The 15,304-nt window shown below is 58.0% G+C and carries 14 protein-coding genes; 8 read left to right on the top strand and 6 right to left on the bottom strand.

The window, feature by feature from the left end:
• Nucleotides 1-5 precede the first annotated feature (5 nt).
• The 8 genes from ACXAH8_RS19225 (at nt 6) to pdeM (ending at nt 8,563) form a co-directional block, all read left to right on the top strand.
• On the top strand, nt 6-974 hold the full coding sequence (locus ACXAH8_RS19225) for a type II secretion system F family protein (protein ID WP_170471973.1): 969 nt from the start codon (nt 6-8) through the stop codon (nt 972-974).
• A 10-nt stretch (nt 975-984) separates the two neighbouring features.
• On the top strand, nt 985-1,959 hold the full coding sequence (locus ACXAH8_RS19220) for a type II secretion system F family protein (protein WP_170554677.1): 975 nt from the start codon (nt 985-987) through the stop codon (nt 1,957-1,959).
• A 10-nt stretch (nt 1,960-1,969) separates the two neighbouring features.
• Nucleotides 1,970-2,551 carry a tetratricopeptide repeat protein gene (locus ACXAH8_RS19215; protein WP_475220247.1) on the top strand — a complete coding sequence of 194 codons (582 nt, stop codon included), beginning with the start codon at nt 1,970-1,972 and terminating at the stop codon, nt 2,549-2,551.
• Between the two features lie 30 nt (nt 2,552-2,581).
• A complete protein-coding gene (locus ACXAH8_RS19210) occupies nt 2,582-3,433 on the top strand; it encodes a tetratricopeptide repeat protein (protein WP_475220246.1) in 852 nt (283 codons plus the stop codon).
• A gap of 3 nt (nt 3,434-3,436) precedes the next feature.
• On the top strand, nt 3,437-3,982 hold the full coding sequence (locus ACXAH8_RS19205) for a prepilin peptidase (protein ID WP_475220245.1): 546 nt from the start codon (nt 3,437-3,439) through the stop codon (nt 3,980-3,982).
• A gap of 117 nt (nt 3,983-4,099) precedes the next feature.
• The gene (locus ACXAH8_RS19200) at nt 4,100-5,407 is read left to right on the top strand and encodes an ATPase (protein WP_170471981.1); all 1,308 of its coding nucleotides are present in this window, start codon (nt 4,100-4,102) and stop codon (nt 5,405-5,407) included.
• A 40-nt stretch (nt 5,408-5,447) separates the two neighbouring features.
• Nucleotides 5,448-7,859 carry a ligase-associated DNA damage response DEXH box helicase gene (locus ACXAH8_RS19195; RefSeq protein ID WP_475220244.1) on the top strand — a complete coding sequence of 804 codons (2,412 nt, stop codon included), beginning with the start codon at nt 5,448-5,450 and terminating at the stop codon, nt 7,857-7,859.
• Between the two features lie 41 nt (nt 7,860-7,900).
• A complete protein-coding gene (pdeM, locus tag ACXAH8_RS19190) occupies nt 7,901-8,563 on the top strand; it encodes a ligase-associated DNA damage response endonuclease PdeM (protein WP_475220243.1) in 663 nt (220 codons plus the stop codon).
• Nucleotides 8,564-8,566: 3 nt separating this feature from the next.
• On the opposite strand, the gene ACXAH8_RS19185 is transcribed toward pdeM, so the two are convergent.
• The 6 genes from ACXAH8_RS19185 to ftsH form a co-directional block, all read right to left on the bottom strand.
• Nucleotides 8,567-9,319 carry a LytTR family DNA-binding domain-containing protein gene (locus ACXAH8_RS19185; RefSeq protein WP_475220319.1) on the bottom strand — a complete coding sequence of 251 codons (753 nt, stop codon included), beginning with the start codon at nt 9,317-9,319 and terminating at the stop codon, nt 8,567-8,569.
• A 203-nt stretch (nt 9,320-9,522) separates the two neighbouring features.
• Nucleotides 9,523-10,413 (bottom strand): bifunctional methylenetetrahydrofolate dehydrogenase/methenyltetrahydrofolate cyclohydrolase FolD, encoded by an 891-nt coding sequence (gene folD / locus ACXAH8_RS19180; RefSeq protein ID WP_475220242.1) that lies wholly within the window; start codon nt 10,411-10,413, stop codon nt 9,523-9,525.
• Nucleotides 10,414-10,464: 51 nt separating this feature from the next.
• A complete protein-coding gene (locus ACXAH8_RS19175; RefSeq protein WP_425083877.1) occupies nt 10,465-10,770 on the bottom strand; it encodes a chorismate mutase in 306 nt (101 codons plus the stop codon).
• Between the two features lie 60 nt (nt 10,771-10,830).
• Nucleotides 10,831-12,507, bottom strand: a complete 1,677-nt coding sequence (locus tag ACXAH8_RS19170) for a formate--tetrahydrofolate ligase (RefSeq protein WP_475220241.1) — start codon at nt 12,505-12,507, stop codon at nt 10,831-10,833.
• 165 nt (nt 12,508-12,672) lie between these two features.
• Nucleotides 12,673-13,248 carry an MOSC domain-containing protein gene (locus ACXAH8_RS19165; RefSeq protein WP_475220318.1) on the bottom strand — a complete coding sequence of 192 codons (576 nt, stop codon included), beginning with the start codon at nt 13,246-13,248 and terminating at the stop codon, nt 12,673-12,675.
• A 95-nt stretch (nt 13,249-13,343) separates the two neighbouring features.
• Entirely contained in the window at nt 13,344-15,260 is a 1,917-nt protein-coding gene (gene ftsH, locus ACXAH8_RS19160) for an ATP-dependent zinc metalloprotease FtsH (RefSeq protein ID WP_170639309.1), read from the bottom strand.
• Between the last annotated feature and the right edge of the window lie 44 nt (nt 15,261-15,304).

The raw sequence follows: 15,304 nt of genomic DNA, 5'->3' as shown, positions 1-15,304 counted from the left end.
ACGACATGCAATTGCCTATGGAGGCTCTCATCTATGTCGCCATCTTCGTGGGTGTCCTTGCCCTGGTGGAAGGCATCTATCTTGTGGCGTTCGGCAAATCCATCAGCCTGAACAGCCGAGTCAACCGACGGCTCGACATGCTCGACAAGGGCGCGGGGCGCGAGCAAGTTCTAGAACAGCTGCGCAAGGAAATGCAGCAGCATATGAAAACGCAGAGCATCCCTCTGTATTCGCTGCTTGCAGACAAAGCCCAAAAGGCTGCCATAGCGTTTACGCCAAGACAACTGATCATGATCATGGGTCTTGTTTCGGCTTTTGCCTTTGTTGGCTTGAGTATTGGCACGGCAACTGAAACTGTGCTGCGCGCCGCTATTTCGATCGCCATCGGTGTTGGTGGCGTCTTCATGTGGGTCAGTAGCAAGGCCAAAAAACGCATGAGCATGATCGAAGAACAACTGCCCGACGCAGTCGAGCTGATGGTGCGCTCACTGCGCGTCGGTAACCCTTTCGTATCTTCGATTCAGATCGCTGCAAACGAAGTTCAAGATCCACTTGGAACCGAATTTGGCGTCATTGCAGATGAGTGTGCCTATGGTCGTGACGTGGGCGAGGCCCTCAAAGACATGGCAGAGCGACTGGATATGCAAGATCTACGCTTTCTCGCGGTCGCAGTTGGCATTCAGCAACAATCCGGCGGCAACCTCGCCGAAATTCTAGCCGGATTGGCCCAAGTGATCCGTGCCCGTTTCCGCCTGTTCCGCCGCGTAAAGGCGATCACCGCCGAGGCTCAATGGTCCGGCAAATTCCTTTCGGGATTTCCGTTATTTTGTCTGGTCTTCATTTTGGTAAAATCGCCAGACTACTATGACGAAGTTCTTGACCACCCCTGGTTTATCCCATGCTGTTTCATCGTTGGCATCATGCTGACACTGAACCTGATCGTTATGAAAATGATCACCAATATTAAGGTGTGAGGTCACTGTCATGGAATTTCTAGCCTCCATCAATGATACTTTGACGCAGCAGCTGGGAGAGTTTGGCCCCCTGATCGTGGTCGGTGTTCTCGGCGTGGTTTTGGTGGCCGTGGCGGTTCTGTTGATGCTGAACCAGCCTGAAGATCCCCTCAAAAAACTTCAACGTTCGAACGCAGCGCCAAAAACGCCGAAGAAATCCAAAAAGGATCAACTGCGTCAAAGCGGTCGAAACGAACAGCTGGAAAAGTTTGCGACTTTCCTTGAACCCAAAAGCGAAGAAGAGCTGTCGGCCATTCAGCTAACAATGCGTCAAGCGGGGTATCAATCCAAGGACGCGGTCCGGTTCTTTCACTTCGCTCAATTCGCTCTGGGTATCCTGGGTATTCTCCTCGGAGTTGTATGGGTCACGGTATTTGCTGGCGATCAGGAGTTCACTGGAACCCAATTGTTGATCCGTGTTCTGGTTCCGGGCGGGATTGGGTATTTCATACCGAAATACTGGATTACTCGCCGTGTTGAAGAGCGACGTGAAGCCATTACGTCTGCCTTTCCGGACACGTTGGATTTGATGCTTGTCTGCGTCGAAGCCGGTCAGTCCCTCGACCAGGCGATCGTGCGCGTTGCATCGGAAATGAAAAGCTCTTACCCGGAGATTGCGCAGGAATTCGAAGTCGTAGCCTATGAAATGAAAGCAGGTAAGGACAAGGATACGGTCTTGCGTGACTTCGGAACGCGCTGCGGCGTTCAGGATGTAAGAGCATTTGTAACCGTGATGATCCAATCAGCCACGTTCGGCACCTCTATTGCCGAGGCTCTGCGGGTTTATGCTGCCGAAATGCGAGACAAACGTGTGATGCGTGCAGAAGAAGCCGCAAACAAGTTGCCTACGAAGATGACTCTGGTCACAATGACCTTAACGGTACCGCCTCTATTGATCATTCTGGTGGGGCCTTCTGCAAGCGTCATTTCGAACTTCGGAGGATGATGTAACTTCGATGCTCCCAGAAAAAGGCTGTGCCTTGCGTAGGCTTCGCCGAAGTTTTCAGGCCATCATGGTTTTCGCCATGGTGGCCTCTTGCACGGAAGGGCGCCTGTCGGATGACCTCGATGCGCCGGGCATAGATCCGTCGGGACAGGCCGAAGACAACATCACCGTAGGAAACCGCCTGATGGCCGCCGGAGAATATGAGCTGGCCCTCGACAGCTTTACCCGCGCCGCGCTGGAACAAGGGATGACGCCGCAGGTTCTGACCTCATTGGGGACCGCAAATCTGGGGCTGCGTCGTTTGGGGCAAGCCGAGACCCTTCTACGCCGCGCGGTCGAGGATGACACGGACTGGCCCATCGCCTGGAACAATTTGGGTGTCCTGCTGATGGAAACCCGACAATACCCCGAGGCAGAACAGGTGTTTCGACGGGCGTTTGCCTTGGACAATGGCGAAAGTGACGCAATCCGCGACAATCTTCGCTTAGCTATCGCAAAAATGGAAAATCCTGTTAATAATACTGACCAAGAACAAGAATATACGCTGGAGCAGCTAGGCGACGGGCAATTTTCGCTACGCAAAATCCAGTAACCGAGGCAAGAGCAGTAAAAGGACGCAAAAATGCGCCAACAATTCTTGATTCCATCACTCGTGGTCACTGGGTTGATCCTGTCCGCCTGTGCAAAAGAAACCGAAGAAGAAAAGGTCGAACGCACATTTCAGGAGGTGAACGTCATTGACGAAACCAACCTGAACGACGTGCTTCTGACCGCCGCCGACCCCAACGAGGCAGTCACTTATTTCCATAATGCCGCAGCCAAGAACCCTGACCGGATCGACCTGCAGCGCGGGCTTGCGATCTCGCTGGGTCGCGCCAAACGCTCGACCGAGGCGGCCGCCGCGTGGAAACGCGTGACGACCATGAACGGCGCCAATGCGGCCGACAAGGTTGAATACGCGGATGCGCTGGTACGCAATGGGGATTGGAACACGGCCCACACCGTTTTGAACTCGGTCCCGCCGACGCATGAGTCGTTCAAGCGCTACCGGCTTGAAGCCGTCGTAGCGGATTCCCGCAAGGAATGGAAACGCGCCGATCACTTCTATGAAACGGCTGTGGGCCTGACCACGCGCCCGGGTGGGGTGATGAATAACTGGGGCTACTCCAAGCTGACGCGCGGGCAATATGCTGAGGCCGAACGCCTGTTCACCGAGGCCGTCCGACAGGACAAGAGCCTGTTTACAGCCAAGAACAATCTGGTTCTGGCCCGGTCGGCGCAGGGGAATTACAGCCTGCCAGTCGTGCCCATGACACAGGTTGAACGCGCCCGGCTGTTGAACACGATGGCAATTTCCGCGGTGAAACAAGGGGATACGACAACCGGCAAGAACCTCCTCCGCGAGGCGATTGCGACCCATCCCCAGCATTTCGATGAAGCCGTCCGCTCGCTTCGCGCGCTTGAGGACAGCTGACACATGGCGATACCAGCCTATGCGGCAGCATGGTTTCTGCCCTTTGTGCTGCCGATCTGCTTTTATGTCGCGTTCACGGATATGCGCGAAATGAAGATCAAGAACCACGCCGTCACGACGCTGGTTCTGGTCTATATCGTCGTTGGTCTGTTTGTGCTGCCTCCGTGGTCGACGGGGCTGATTGGAGGGCAGATCGGCCCTCTTGATATCGCATTACCGATCTATGTCTGGCAATTCCTGCATATCTTCGTGGTTCTGCTTGCCGGTATCATCCTGAACGCCGCCGGAGCGATGGGCGCGGGCGATGCCAAATTTCTGGCCGCAGCCGCTCCGTTCATCTGGTTCGCAGATATGATTCTACTCATGGCTATTCTGATGGCCTGTACTTTGGGGGCCGTATCGACCCACCGTTTGGCCAAGCACACAAGGCTGCGCGCGATTGCCCCACATTGGGATAGCTGGGACAAGGGCAAAAAGTTCCCGATGGGGTTGGCCCTGTCTGGTTCGCTTGCCATGTATCTGATTCTTGGGACTGTTCTCGGATCGTAAACTATCATCTGCGCGCCTTGTCGCTGCCTTGGTCCCGCCACAAAGCTGCGCCAGATTTCACACAACTGGCCTGCTTTGGGGCCTTTGGTGTGACATCAGAACAGACGAGTCCCGCTCATGAATATGCAGACCTCCGCAGTTATGGCGCCCCCTGCCCCGAAGGGTTTGGGTGAAATGCAGCTCCCGCTTGTGATGATGCGGGACATTTTGCTGAAGACGATCTTTCGCAAGAATGCCAGCACCGTGACCGAAGTGGCCGAAGCCGTCTGCCTGCCCGGCTCTGTCACGCAGGAACTAATCGACATTGCCCGTGACCAAAAATTACTTGAGGCCACAGGCACACTGAACGCCAATAGCGGCAATGAGATGGGCTATCAGCTGACCGACGCCGGCAAGGCCCGTGCGTTGGACGCGCTCAGTCAGTCGGAGTATTTCGGTGCGATGCCCGTACCGCTGGATGTGTATCGCGAGCAGGTCAAACGCCAGTCGATCCGCAATATTCAGGTCACGCGAGACCAACTGACCAATGCGATGGGTCACCTGGTTTTGCCCGACAGCCTGCTGGATCACCTCGGCCCCGCGGTCAGTGCAGGCCGTTCGATCCTGATGTATGGCCCTCCGGGGAATGGTAAGTCTTCGATCTCGAACGGTATTCGGGATGCGTTGGGTGACAATGTCTATGTCCCCTACGCTATCGAATATGCCGGTCAGGTGATCACCGTTTATGACCCGATCGTACATACCGCGATTGAGCAGGAGCCTGACGACCCTAACAGCCTGCGTCGCCGCAAGAGGTTCGATTCGCGCTATGTTCAGTGCGAGCGCCCAACCGTTGTAACCGGTGGTGAATTGTCGCTGAGCATGCTGGACTTGGTCTACAACCCCACCGCGCGGACCTATCAGGCCCCGCTGCAGCTGAAATCGACCGGTGGCATCTTCATCGTGGACGACCTTGGACGACAGGCAGAACCCCCTCAGGCCCTCGTCAACCGCTGGATTGTTCCGCTGGAAGAGAACAAGGATATCCTCGGTCTGCAATCGGGTGAAAAGTTCGAAGTCCCCTTCGACACGCTGGTGATCTTCTCGACCAACTTCCACCCGAATGAGATCTTCGACCAAGCGGCCCTGCGCCGGATCTTCTTCAAGATCAAGATTGATGGTCCGAACCAAGAGAACTTCCTGAAGATCTTCGCAATGGTCGCCCGCAAACGCGGCATGCCACTGGATGAGGCCGCGCTGGTGCATCTGTTGAAGGTGAAATACCCGACGATCGACAACATCTATGCGAACTACCAGCCGATCTTCCTGATCGACCAGATGATCTCGATCTGTGAGTTCGAGGGCATCCCCTATCAGATGAGTCCCGACCTGATCGATCGTGCCTGGGCCAACATGTTCGTCAAAGACGAGAAAATCGTCAAATAACGCCGTGCCATTTTCGGGATGACAGGGGTAGTCTGCGCACATGACGCAGATTCCCGCCCGGATCGGCACTTGGTTCAGCACCAAGGGCTGGACCATCCACCCTCATCAGCAGGACATGTTCGACCGAGCGCAGGACCCGGCCACTTTGCTGATTGCACCCACTGGCGGCGGCAAAACGATGGCGGGGTTTCTGCCCTCACTGGCCGAGTTGGCGGACGGTACACGTACCGGATTGCATACTATATACGTCTCGCCCCTCAAGGCCCTTGCAGCGGACATAAAACGGAATCTGCGCACACCCGTGGACGAGATCGGGTTGCCCATCCGCATTGAGGACCGCACAGGCGATACCTCAGCCACGCAGAAAAAACGCCAGCGCGCCAACCCGCCGCATATCCTGCTGACCACGCCCGAGAGTCTGGCTCTGCTGACCTCATATGAGGACGCTTCACGCATGTTTGATGGAGTGCAACGTGTGATCGTCGATGAAATCCACGCTTTGGCCGAAAGTAAGCGCGGGGATCAACTGATGCTGGCGCTGGCGCGGCTCCAGACTCTATGTCCAAACATCCGACGTGTGGGCTTGTCGGCCACTGTTGAGGACCCTCAGGCCATTGCCCGCTTTCTGGCCCGTCACCCCGACCCGTGTCAGATCATTCAAGCCGATCCTGGCCCCGATCCCAACATCGCGATGCTGGAAACTGCCGAGATGCCGCCATGGTCGGGCGGAGGCGCGGCCTATGCGATCCCAGCGGTGCTGGACCAAATCCGCCAACACAAGACGACACTGATCTTCCACAACACCCGCGCGCAGGCTGAGATTTTCTTTCACAATCTGTGGCTTGCCAACGAGGACAGTCTGCCCATCGGAATCCATCACGGCAGTCTGGATCGCCAGCAACGCGAGAAGGTCGAGGCCGCCATGGTCCGAGGTGACCTGCGCGCCATTGTCTGCACCGGCTCCCTCGATCTAGGCATCGACTGGGGGGATGTTGATCTGGTGATCCAGATCGGCGCGCCCAAGAACGTCAAGCGGCTGGTGCAGCGTATCGGACGGGCAAATCACCGCTACAACGCGCCGTCCAAAGCCTTGCTGGTACCTGCCAACAGGTTTGAAGTGGTCGAATGCGTGGCCGCCCTTGAGGCCGCAAATGCCCATGATCTGGACGGAGAGCCGCGCGGCGCAGGCCCCCGAGACGTGCTATGCCAACATATCCTGATCGCGGCATCTGCGGAACCGTTCAATGCGGATGCACTGTTTACCGAGATGACCTCGGCCGGGCCGTTTGCACAATTGACGCGACCCGAGTTTGACGATTGTCTCGAATTCTGCGCGACCGGCGGCTATGCCCTGCGGGCCTATGATCGATGGCAAAGGTTACAGCAACGCGCCGACGGTTTGTGGCAGCTAAGGGACCCCCGCGCCGCGGCACGCATTCGGATGAACCTCGGCACCATTCAGGACAGCGATACCCTGAAAGTCCGCCTGAAGCGCAACCGGGGTGGTAAGCCGTTGGGCGAGGTGGAGGAGGCTTTTGCAGCCACTTTGACCCCCGGCGACACCTTCCTGATCGGCGGTCAGATCGTGCGCTACGAAGGCCTGCGCGAGCTTGTGGTCGAAGTCAGCCGCCGTGCCGACAAGAAGCCCAAAATCGCCACTTTTGCGGGAACAAAGTTCGCCACCTCAACGCAGCTGAGCGACCGTATCCTGCGCATGTTCGCGCAGTCCGATTGGCCTCAGCTGCCGCAACACACAGCCGACTGGCTGAAGTTACAGCGGCATGTCTCTCGCCTGCCCCAACGCAACCGCCTGTTGGTCGAGAGCTTTCCCAGCGACGGGCGCGAGCATATTTGTGTCTACGGCTTCGCCGGACGCAATGCGCAACAAACCTTGGGCCTACTCCTCACCAAACGCATGGAGGAAACAGGCCTTGCCCCTCTCGGATTTGTTGCGACCGACTACGCGACCCTGATCTGGGGCTTGGATGCAGTGACCGATCCAACGCCTCTGTTTCGGATCGATGCGCTGCGCGACGGGTTGGACACATGGCTGGCTGGGAATGCGGTAATGAAACGCACGTTTCGCGCCTCGGCCACAATCGCGGGCCTGATCGAGCGCAACACTGGCGGGCAACGCAAAAGCGGACGGCAGGCCACGTTTTCGTCAGATATCCTCTACGATACGTTGCTGAAATACGACCCCGACCACATTTTGATGCAGATCACCCGTGAAGAGGCCATGCGCGGCCTCGTCGATTTTGGCCGAATCGAAGCAATGGTGGAACGGATTGGCGACCGTATTGATCTGGTTCGGCTGGACCGCGTGTCACCTCTCGCCGCACCCTTGTTCCTTGAAGTTGGAAAAGTCCCAGTCAAAGGGGCCGGCGAAGAACGTTTGTTGGCGGAGGAAAGCGCGCGATTGCTCCAGGCGGCCGGGCTGGATACGCTCTGATCCACCTTGCACGGGCGGGCAAAACGCGCGAAGAACGTTCCATGAACAACGTTGAATTTTCCTTTGCCGGGCAGAACCTGATCGCCCTACCCTCGGGCGCATTGTGGTGGCCCGCGCAACAATTGCTGTGCGCCTCCGACCTACATCTTGGCAAGTCAGAACGCATGGCCCGGCGCGGTGGCGCGATCCTGCCGCCCTATGAGAGTCAGGACACGTTGGACCGGCTGGCCGCGGATCTGGAGCATACGCGCGCTGCAACCGTGATCTGTCTAGGGGACAGCTTTGATGATCTTGACGCCTCCCTGTCGCTGCCCGGCCCCGAGAGGCTGCGCATTGCCACCCTACAAGCCGGGCGCCGTTGGATCTGGATCGAAGGCAATCACGATCCCGGCCCGGTAGAGCTTGGTGGTACGCATCTGGCCGAGTGGACCTGCGACACACTCACCTTTCGCCATATCGCGCAGTCCGGGGCACAAGGTGAGATTTCGGGCCACTATCACCCAAAGGCCACGCTGCGTGCGCGTGGCCGCAGCATCACGCGCCCGGCTTTTCTTTTGGATTCAAATCGTCTGATCCTGCCCGCCTTTGGCACCTATACCGGCGGGTTGCGCAGCTCGGATCAGGTTCTGACCGATTTGATGGAGCCAAAGGCGCTGGCGATCCTGACGGGTGCTCAACCGCAGATGATCCCGATGCCTCGCTAAGTCTCAGATCAGGCCGTCCTTTTCCAGCATCGGCCGGTACTTACGGCTGACCGGAACAAGATCGCCATTAACCAAACTCAGGAAGATCTTGCCCTCGGACCGCTCAACTCCCGCCACGGCCTTATCGCACACCCAATGCGACCGGTGCAAGCAATGGCCTGCAACAGGCTCCATCTCGTCTATGGCATCGGTAAAACGAGAGCGGATCGTAAAGGTCCCCTCGGAGGTCACGACGTCCACATTGTGGTCGCGCACGGTCAGGCGGTAGAACTCACCCTGAAAACTCTCGGGCAGACGACGCGCGAGCCGTGGCATGGGCTTTAGCTCAGGCTCGGCTTCGACCTTGCCATCGTGCCATTCGGCCCGACGCACCAGCAACAGGCCTGTCGCAAACAATATCCCGTAACTAGCAACAGTCGCCATCTCAGGCGCCATATGACCACCCCAAGTGAACAGCAACCATGCCAAAAGCCAGAGGGTCGGAGTGAACATCGCAAGAATCACAACCGCATATGCCAGGTCGCGCGCGGGCAGTTGCTCCAGTATCTGATGTCGTTCAATCACATTCCGCGCGGCCCAAATGGCGGCCAAAGCCAAAACCAAAACGCCGGCCCAAAACAGCAAACGCAGGGGAAAAGACAGCTCTGCGGCCAGAAAAGGGGGGAATACGTAGGCAAGCAAGGGCAGGAACACAACGCCTGCGACTACCCGCTGTGGGGTGCAATGAGAACGCAATAGCCCGATGTATAACGTCATACTCACAGAACAGCGCCCAAGACCCAGTCAGGACATCTTGGACGGCCACGGTATTTACTCGGCAACTGACTGGGAAATAACGGATATCATGAATTGAGTTCCTGTAAAACACAATTCATGCATGGGCTTGAACGCAGGCCGCTGACCCCGGCCCGCGTCTCGTCAGGGTCGGACCGCACAACGCAGTCCGACGAAGTCGTGGATCAGGCTGTAAGGCCCTCGGGCTCTGGCAGGCCGTTGGCGCGGCAGCACGCAGTCAGAGTGTTGGCCAGTAGGCAGGCGATGGTCATCGGACCCACGCCACCCGGAACCGGAGTGATCGCGCCTGCGCGCTCAGCTGCGCTGGCGTAGTCGACATCACCGACCAGCTTGTTCTTGCCGTCGCGCTCGATACGGTTGATGCCCACGTCGATCACGGTTGCGCCTTCTTTGATCCAATCGCCCGGAACCATCTCGGGGCGGCCTACGGCTGCGACAACGATATCAGCGCGGCGCACGACGTCCGGCAAGTCCTTGGTGCGAGAATGCGCGATGGTCACGGTGCAGCTGTCACCCAGCAGCAGTTGCGCCATTGGCTTGCCCACGATGTTCGACCGGCCAATCACAACCGCATCCATGCCCGACAGCGAGCCGTGGTAGTCGCGCAGCATCATCAGGCAGCCCAGAGGGGTGCAGGGCACCATCGACTTCTGACCGGTACCCAGCAGGCCCACATTCGAGATGTGGAAGCCATCAACGTCCTTGGCCGGATCGATCGAGTTGATCACCAGGTCTTCGTTCAGGTGCTTGGGCAGCGGCAGCTGCACCAGAATACCGTGAACCGCAGAATCGTTGTTCAGCTTGTCGATCAGTGCCAGCAGGTCCTCTTCCGAGGTCTCGGCGTCCAGCTTGTGCTCATACGAGTTCATGCCGACCTCAACGGTCTGCTTACCCTTTGAGCGCACATAGACCTGGCTTGCCGGGTCTTCGCCCACCAGAACCACGGCCAGACCGGGCGTGATGCCGTTTTCTTCTTTCAGCTTTGCAACCTGATCGGCCACTTGCGCGCGCACTTTCGCCGCAAAGGCTTTGCCGTCGATAACCTGGGCTACCATCCTGTGATCCCTTCTTTCCAAAAACGGATCGGGCGCAAAGCGCCCGGGTGTTCAGTCAGGGCCAATCACGCGCTCTTCGCGGGCAATCGACCAGTCAATCAAAATGCGCCAGAGCTTTTCGGCCAGATCCGGGTCCATCCCCAACTGATCCGAGCTTGCGCGCACACGCTGCACCACCTCTTCGACACGGTCCGGGATTCGTGCCGGAAGGCCTTCGCCTGGCTTCAACTGCGAGGCGCGATCAATATATCCCGCGCGCGTCACCAACATCGCGATAAGTTGGCGGTCCAGCTTGTCGATCTGAACGCGCAAGTCCTGCATCGTCTCACAGTCTTGCGGCGGTGTCAGAGTGGGCATCGTGATCTCCTCATGGCCCGGGGTGTAATCCCCGGACCACGAGATGGTTCAAAAATCGGCTTAGAACAAGCCCTCAATCTGACCTTCTTCGTTGAGACGGATTGTCTCAGCGGCAGGTTTGCGCGGCAGACCCGGCATGGTCATGATCTCACCGCAGACAACCACGATGAAGCCGGCACCTGCGGACAGACGAACTTCACGTACCGGAACCGAGTGGCCGGTGGGTGCGCCACGCAGGGTCGGGTCGGTCGAGAACGAGTATTGGGTTTTCGCCATGCAGACAGGCAGGTTGCCATATCCGGCTGCTTCCCATTCCTTCAGCTGGTTGCGGATCTTGTTGTCTGCCAGAACCTCGTCCGCGCGGTAGATGCGCTTGGCGATGGTTTCGACTTTCTCGAACAGAGGCATATCGTCAGGGTAGATCGGCGAGAAGTTCGCGGTGCCACCTTCAACGATTTCGACAACTTTCTCGGCCAGAGGCGCCGAGCCTTCCGAGCCCAGTTCCCAGTGACGCGACAGAACTGCCTCAACACCGTGATCGGCGCAGTAGCTCTTTACCGCTTCAACTTCGGCGTCGGTGTCGGTGACAAAGTGGTTGATGGCGACAACAACCGGCACACCGAAGGACTTCACGTTCTCTATGTGGCGGCCGAGGTTGGCGCAGCCAGACTGAACCGCGTCGACGTTTTCGGCACCCAGATCGGCCTTGGCAACGCCGCCATTCATCTTCATCGCGCGCACGGTGGCAACCAGAACGACGGCCGACGGTGCGATGCCGGCTTTGCGGCACTTGATGTTCATGAATTTCTCGGCACCCAGGTCGGCGCCAAAGCCCGCTTCGGTCACGACATAGTCAGCAACTTTCAGAGCGGTTTTGGTCGCGATGACCGAGTTACAGCCGTGCGCGATATTCGCGAACGGGCCGCCGTGGACGAAGGCCGGGTTGTTTTCCAGCGTCTGCACCAGGTTCGGCTGCATTGCGTCTTTCAGCAGAACGGTCATTGCGCCTTCTGCTTTGATGTCGCGGCAGTAAACCGGGGTCTTGTCGCGGCGGTACGCGACGATGATGTCACCCAGACGCTTTTCCAGGTCTTTCAGGTCGTTTGCAAGGCAGAGGATCGCCATGACTTCCGACGCAACGGTGATGTCAAAGCCTGCTTCACGCGGGAAGCCGTTCGACACGCCACCCAGCGAGGCGGTGATCTGACGCAGAGCGCGGTCGTTCATGTCGACCACACGACGCCATGCGACGCGGCGAACATCGATCTCAGCTTCGTTGCCCCAGTAGATATGGTTGTCGATCATCGCCGACAGTAGCGAGTGCGCCGAAGTAATCGCGTGGAAGTCACCTGTGAAGTGCAGGTTCATCTCTTCCATCGGAACAACCTGAGCGTAACCGCCACCTGCAGCGCCGCCCTTCATGCCGAAGTTCGGGCCAAGCGAAGCTTCACGGATACAGATCATCGCGTTTTTGCCGATGCGGTTCAAGCCGTCGCCCAGACCCACGGTGGTGGTGGTCTTGCCTTCACCCGCAGGGGTCGGGTTGATCGCGGTGACCAAGATCAGCTTGCCATCTTCGCGGTCCTGGACCGAGTTGATAAAGTCCTGGCTGACCTTCGCTTTGTCGTGGCCGTAAGGCAGCAGATCGGTAGATTCGATACCGATCTTTGCGCCGATTTCCTGAATCGGCTTCTTGTTCGCTTCGCGCGCGATTTCGATGTCAGATTTGTAGCTCATTGGGCAGGGTCCCTGATTGAATGCCGTGCAAAACCGACGCGGCGCGTCGGTGCTGTCAAACCCATACAGTTGCATACCCAAGCAGTGGCTAAGGATTCCGACATATTCGTGCCGCGAAACGGCGTCGCTCAATTTCAAGCGTTTCCAATCGGAAACGAATGAGCGCTATGGCTGCCAGAGCGGCTGATCGGGAACAAACAGCTGTAAACGATCGCCGATATGCAGAGCTCCGGGCCGTTCGACCCATCCCGTGATCCCCCGCCGCCCCTGCGCGGCCGGTTTGAAGGCGGCACCGTAGCCGCTGTGATCCGCCTCGATCTCACGTCCGGGCAGGACACAAGGTGCGTTTTCCATATCGACTGTAATCGTCAAACCCGCCTCGGACCGAAGGCGCGAAGACGGCGGGATATGAGAAAAGTCAGGGATGCCCTTCAACACGATCGAGGCCCCCAGGTAAGACGGATCGAGCTTGTCCATCTCCATCGCGGCGGCAATCTCCGACAGCTCCTCGGCTGACAGAATCGACACCTGACGGACATTCCGAATCTCGGTTCCTTTCGGGTAGACGTTGCTGACCCGCACGCATGAAGCACGGTTGAACCCCTCGTGCCGTTCGCCCTGCACTCCGTCAAAGCCAAACTCCAACGTTTCAACGGGCTCAGCGCGCAGCGACTGACCGGCCGGGACGCGCCCTAACCAGACGACCTCGGCAGAGTATTCGGTTTCACGCAGGAACGGCATGGGGTTTTCCTTCTTCATCCATCTGCGCGCATAATGACGAGCAGTTGGCGGATGAAAAGAAAAAACCCGAGGTTTGGACCTCGGGTTTGTCGTGTTTATGCGGTTGGCTCCGGCTCCATCCCACCTTCGGGTGGAGATTTCTTGGGCTTGGTCTTAGGAATAGCCGTGACGCTGGGCGCGCTGCCCTGATCCGGGCTGTCGCCCTCGTCATCGCCTTCGGTCGGCGCATCCCCATTCATGACCCGCTTGATCTCGTCGCCGGTCAGGGTTTCGTATTCCAACAGGCCCTGCGCCAGACGCTCCCATTCCTCACTCTTGTCGGTCAGAATCTGGTGGGCGCGCTCATAGCCCTGCTGGATCAGACGCTTCACCTCTTCCTCGATCAGCTCTTTGGTATGGGCAGAGACCGAGAACCCAGCGGTGTTGCCCGAGTAGCCTTCATGGGCTTCGGCGTAGTCGATATTGCCGACCTTGTCCGACATACCCCAGCGCATCACCATGGCGCGCGCCAACTGGCTGGCCTGCATGATGTCGCCCGCCGGACCATTAGAAACATGGTCTTCGCCATATTTGATGACTTCGGCCGCCTTGCCCGCCATGGTCATGGCCAGCTTCTGCTCACACTCATCACGGTGATAGTTCAAACGATCCATTTCGGGCAGTGAGACAACCATACCCAACGCGCCACCACGCGGGATAATCGTCGCCTTGTAGACCGGATCGCACATCGGCAGTTCCAGACCAACAACAGCATGGCCAGCCTCGTGATACGCGGTCTTTTCCTTTTGATCCTGGGTCAGCACCATCGAGCGGCGCTCAGCCCCCATCATCACCTTGTCCTTGGCGTTCTCAAAATCCTCCATGGTGACAAAGCGACGGCCTACGCGTGCAGCCATCAGCGCCGCCTCGTTCACGAGGTTCGCCAGATCAGCACCCGAAAAGCCCGGAGTACCGCGCGCGATGATGCGCAGGTCAACATCAGGGCCCAGAGGCGTCTTGCGCGCATGCACGCCCAAGATCTTCTCACGGCCTTTGATGTCGGGGTTCCCAACAGTAACGTTCCGGTCAAAGCGGCCGGGACGCAGCAGCGCAGGATCCAGAACGTCTTTACGGTTGGTCGCGGCCAGAATTATCACACCTTCGTTGGCCTCAAAACCGTCCATCTCGACCAGCAATTGGTTGAGCGTCTGTTCGCGTTCATCATTACCACCGCCATAGCCGGCACCCCGATGGCGACCCACGGCGTCGATTTCGTCGATAAACACGATACAAGGCGCGTTCTTCTTGGCTTGCTCGAACATGTCACGGACACGGCTCGCACCAACACCCACGAACATCTCAACGAAGTCAGAACCCGAGATGGTGAAGAACGGGACACCCGCCTCACCCGCAATCGCACGGGCCAAGAGCGTTTTACCGGTACCCGGAGGGCCAACCAGCAGAGCGCCCTTGGGGATCTTGCCACCCAGACGGCTGAATTTCTGCGGGTTGCGCAGGAACTCAACGATCTCTTCCAGTTCTTCCTTGGCTTCGTCGATACCAGCAACGTCATCAAAGGTCACGCGGCCGTGCTTTTCGGTCAGCATCTTGGCCTTGGACTTGCCAAAGCCCATCGCGCCGCCTTTACCGCCACCCTGCATCCGGTTCATGAAATAGACCCAAACGCCGATCAGCAGCAGGAAGGGCAGCAGAGTGATCAGGAACGACTGGAAGCCCGATTGCTGCTGCTTGACCGCTTCGACCGGAATCTGTTCGTCGATCAGTAGCTTCGTGACCTCGGCGTCACCAGGTTTGATCGTGGTGTAATTCGCGCCGCTTTGTGTGGTGTAGCGAATTTGCTCACCATCCAGCGTGACGTTCTTGACCTCACCGCTTTGAACGGCGCTGACAAAGTCGGAATAGGTGCGTTCATTGCCCTGAAGAGTTCCGCCCGGTCCGCTGAATAGGTTGAACAGTGCAAGGATCAGCAGGAACAGAACGACCCAGAAGGCGATATTACGAGCGTTGCCCAAGGAAATTCTCCTAAAAGATTTCGGCAGACAAGGACCTGCCGGGT

The organism is Ruegeria sp. ABV3_008 (assembly GCF_056161185.1).
This window is presented reverse-complemented; position numbering and strand designations above follow the sequence as displayed.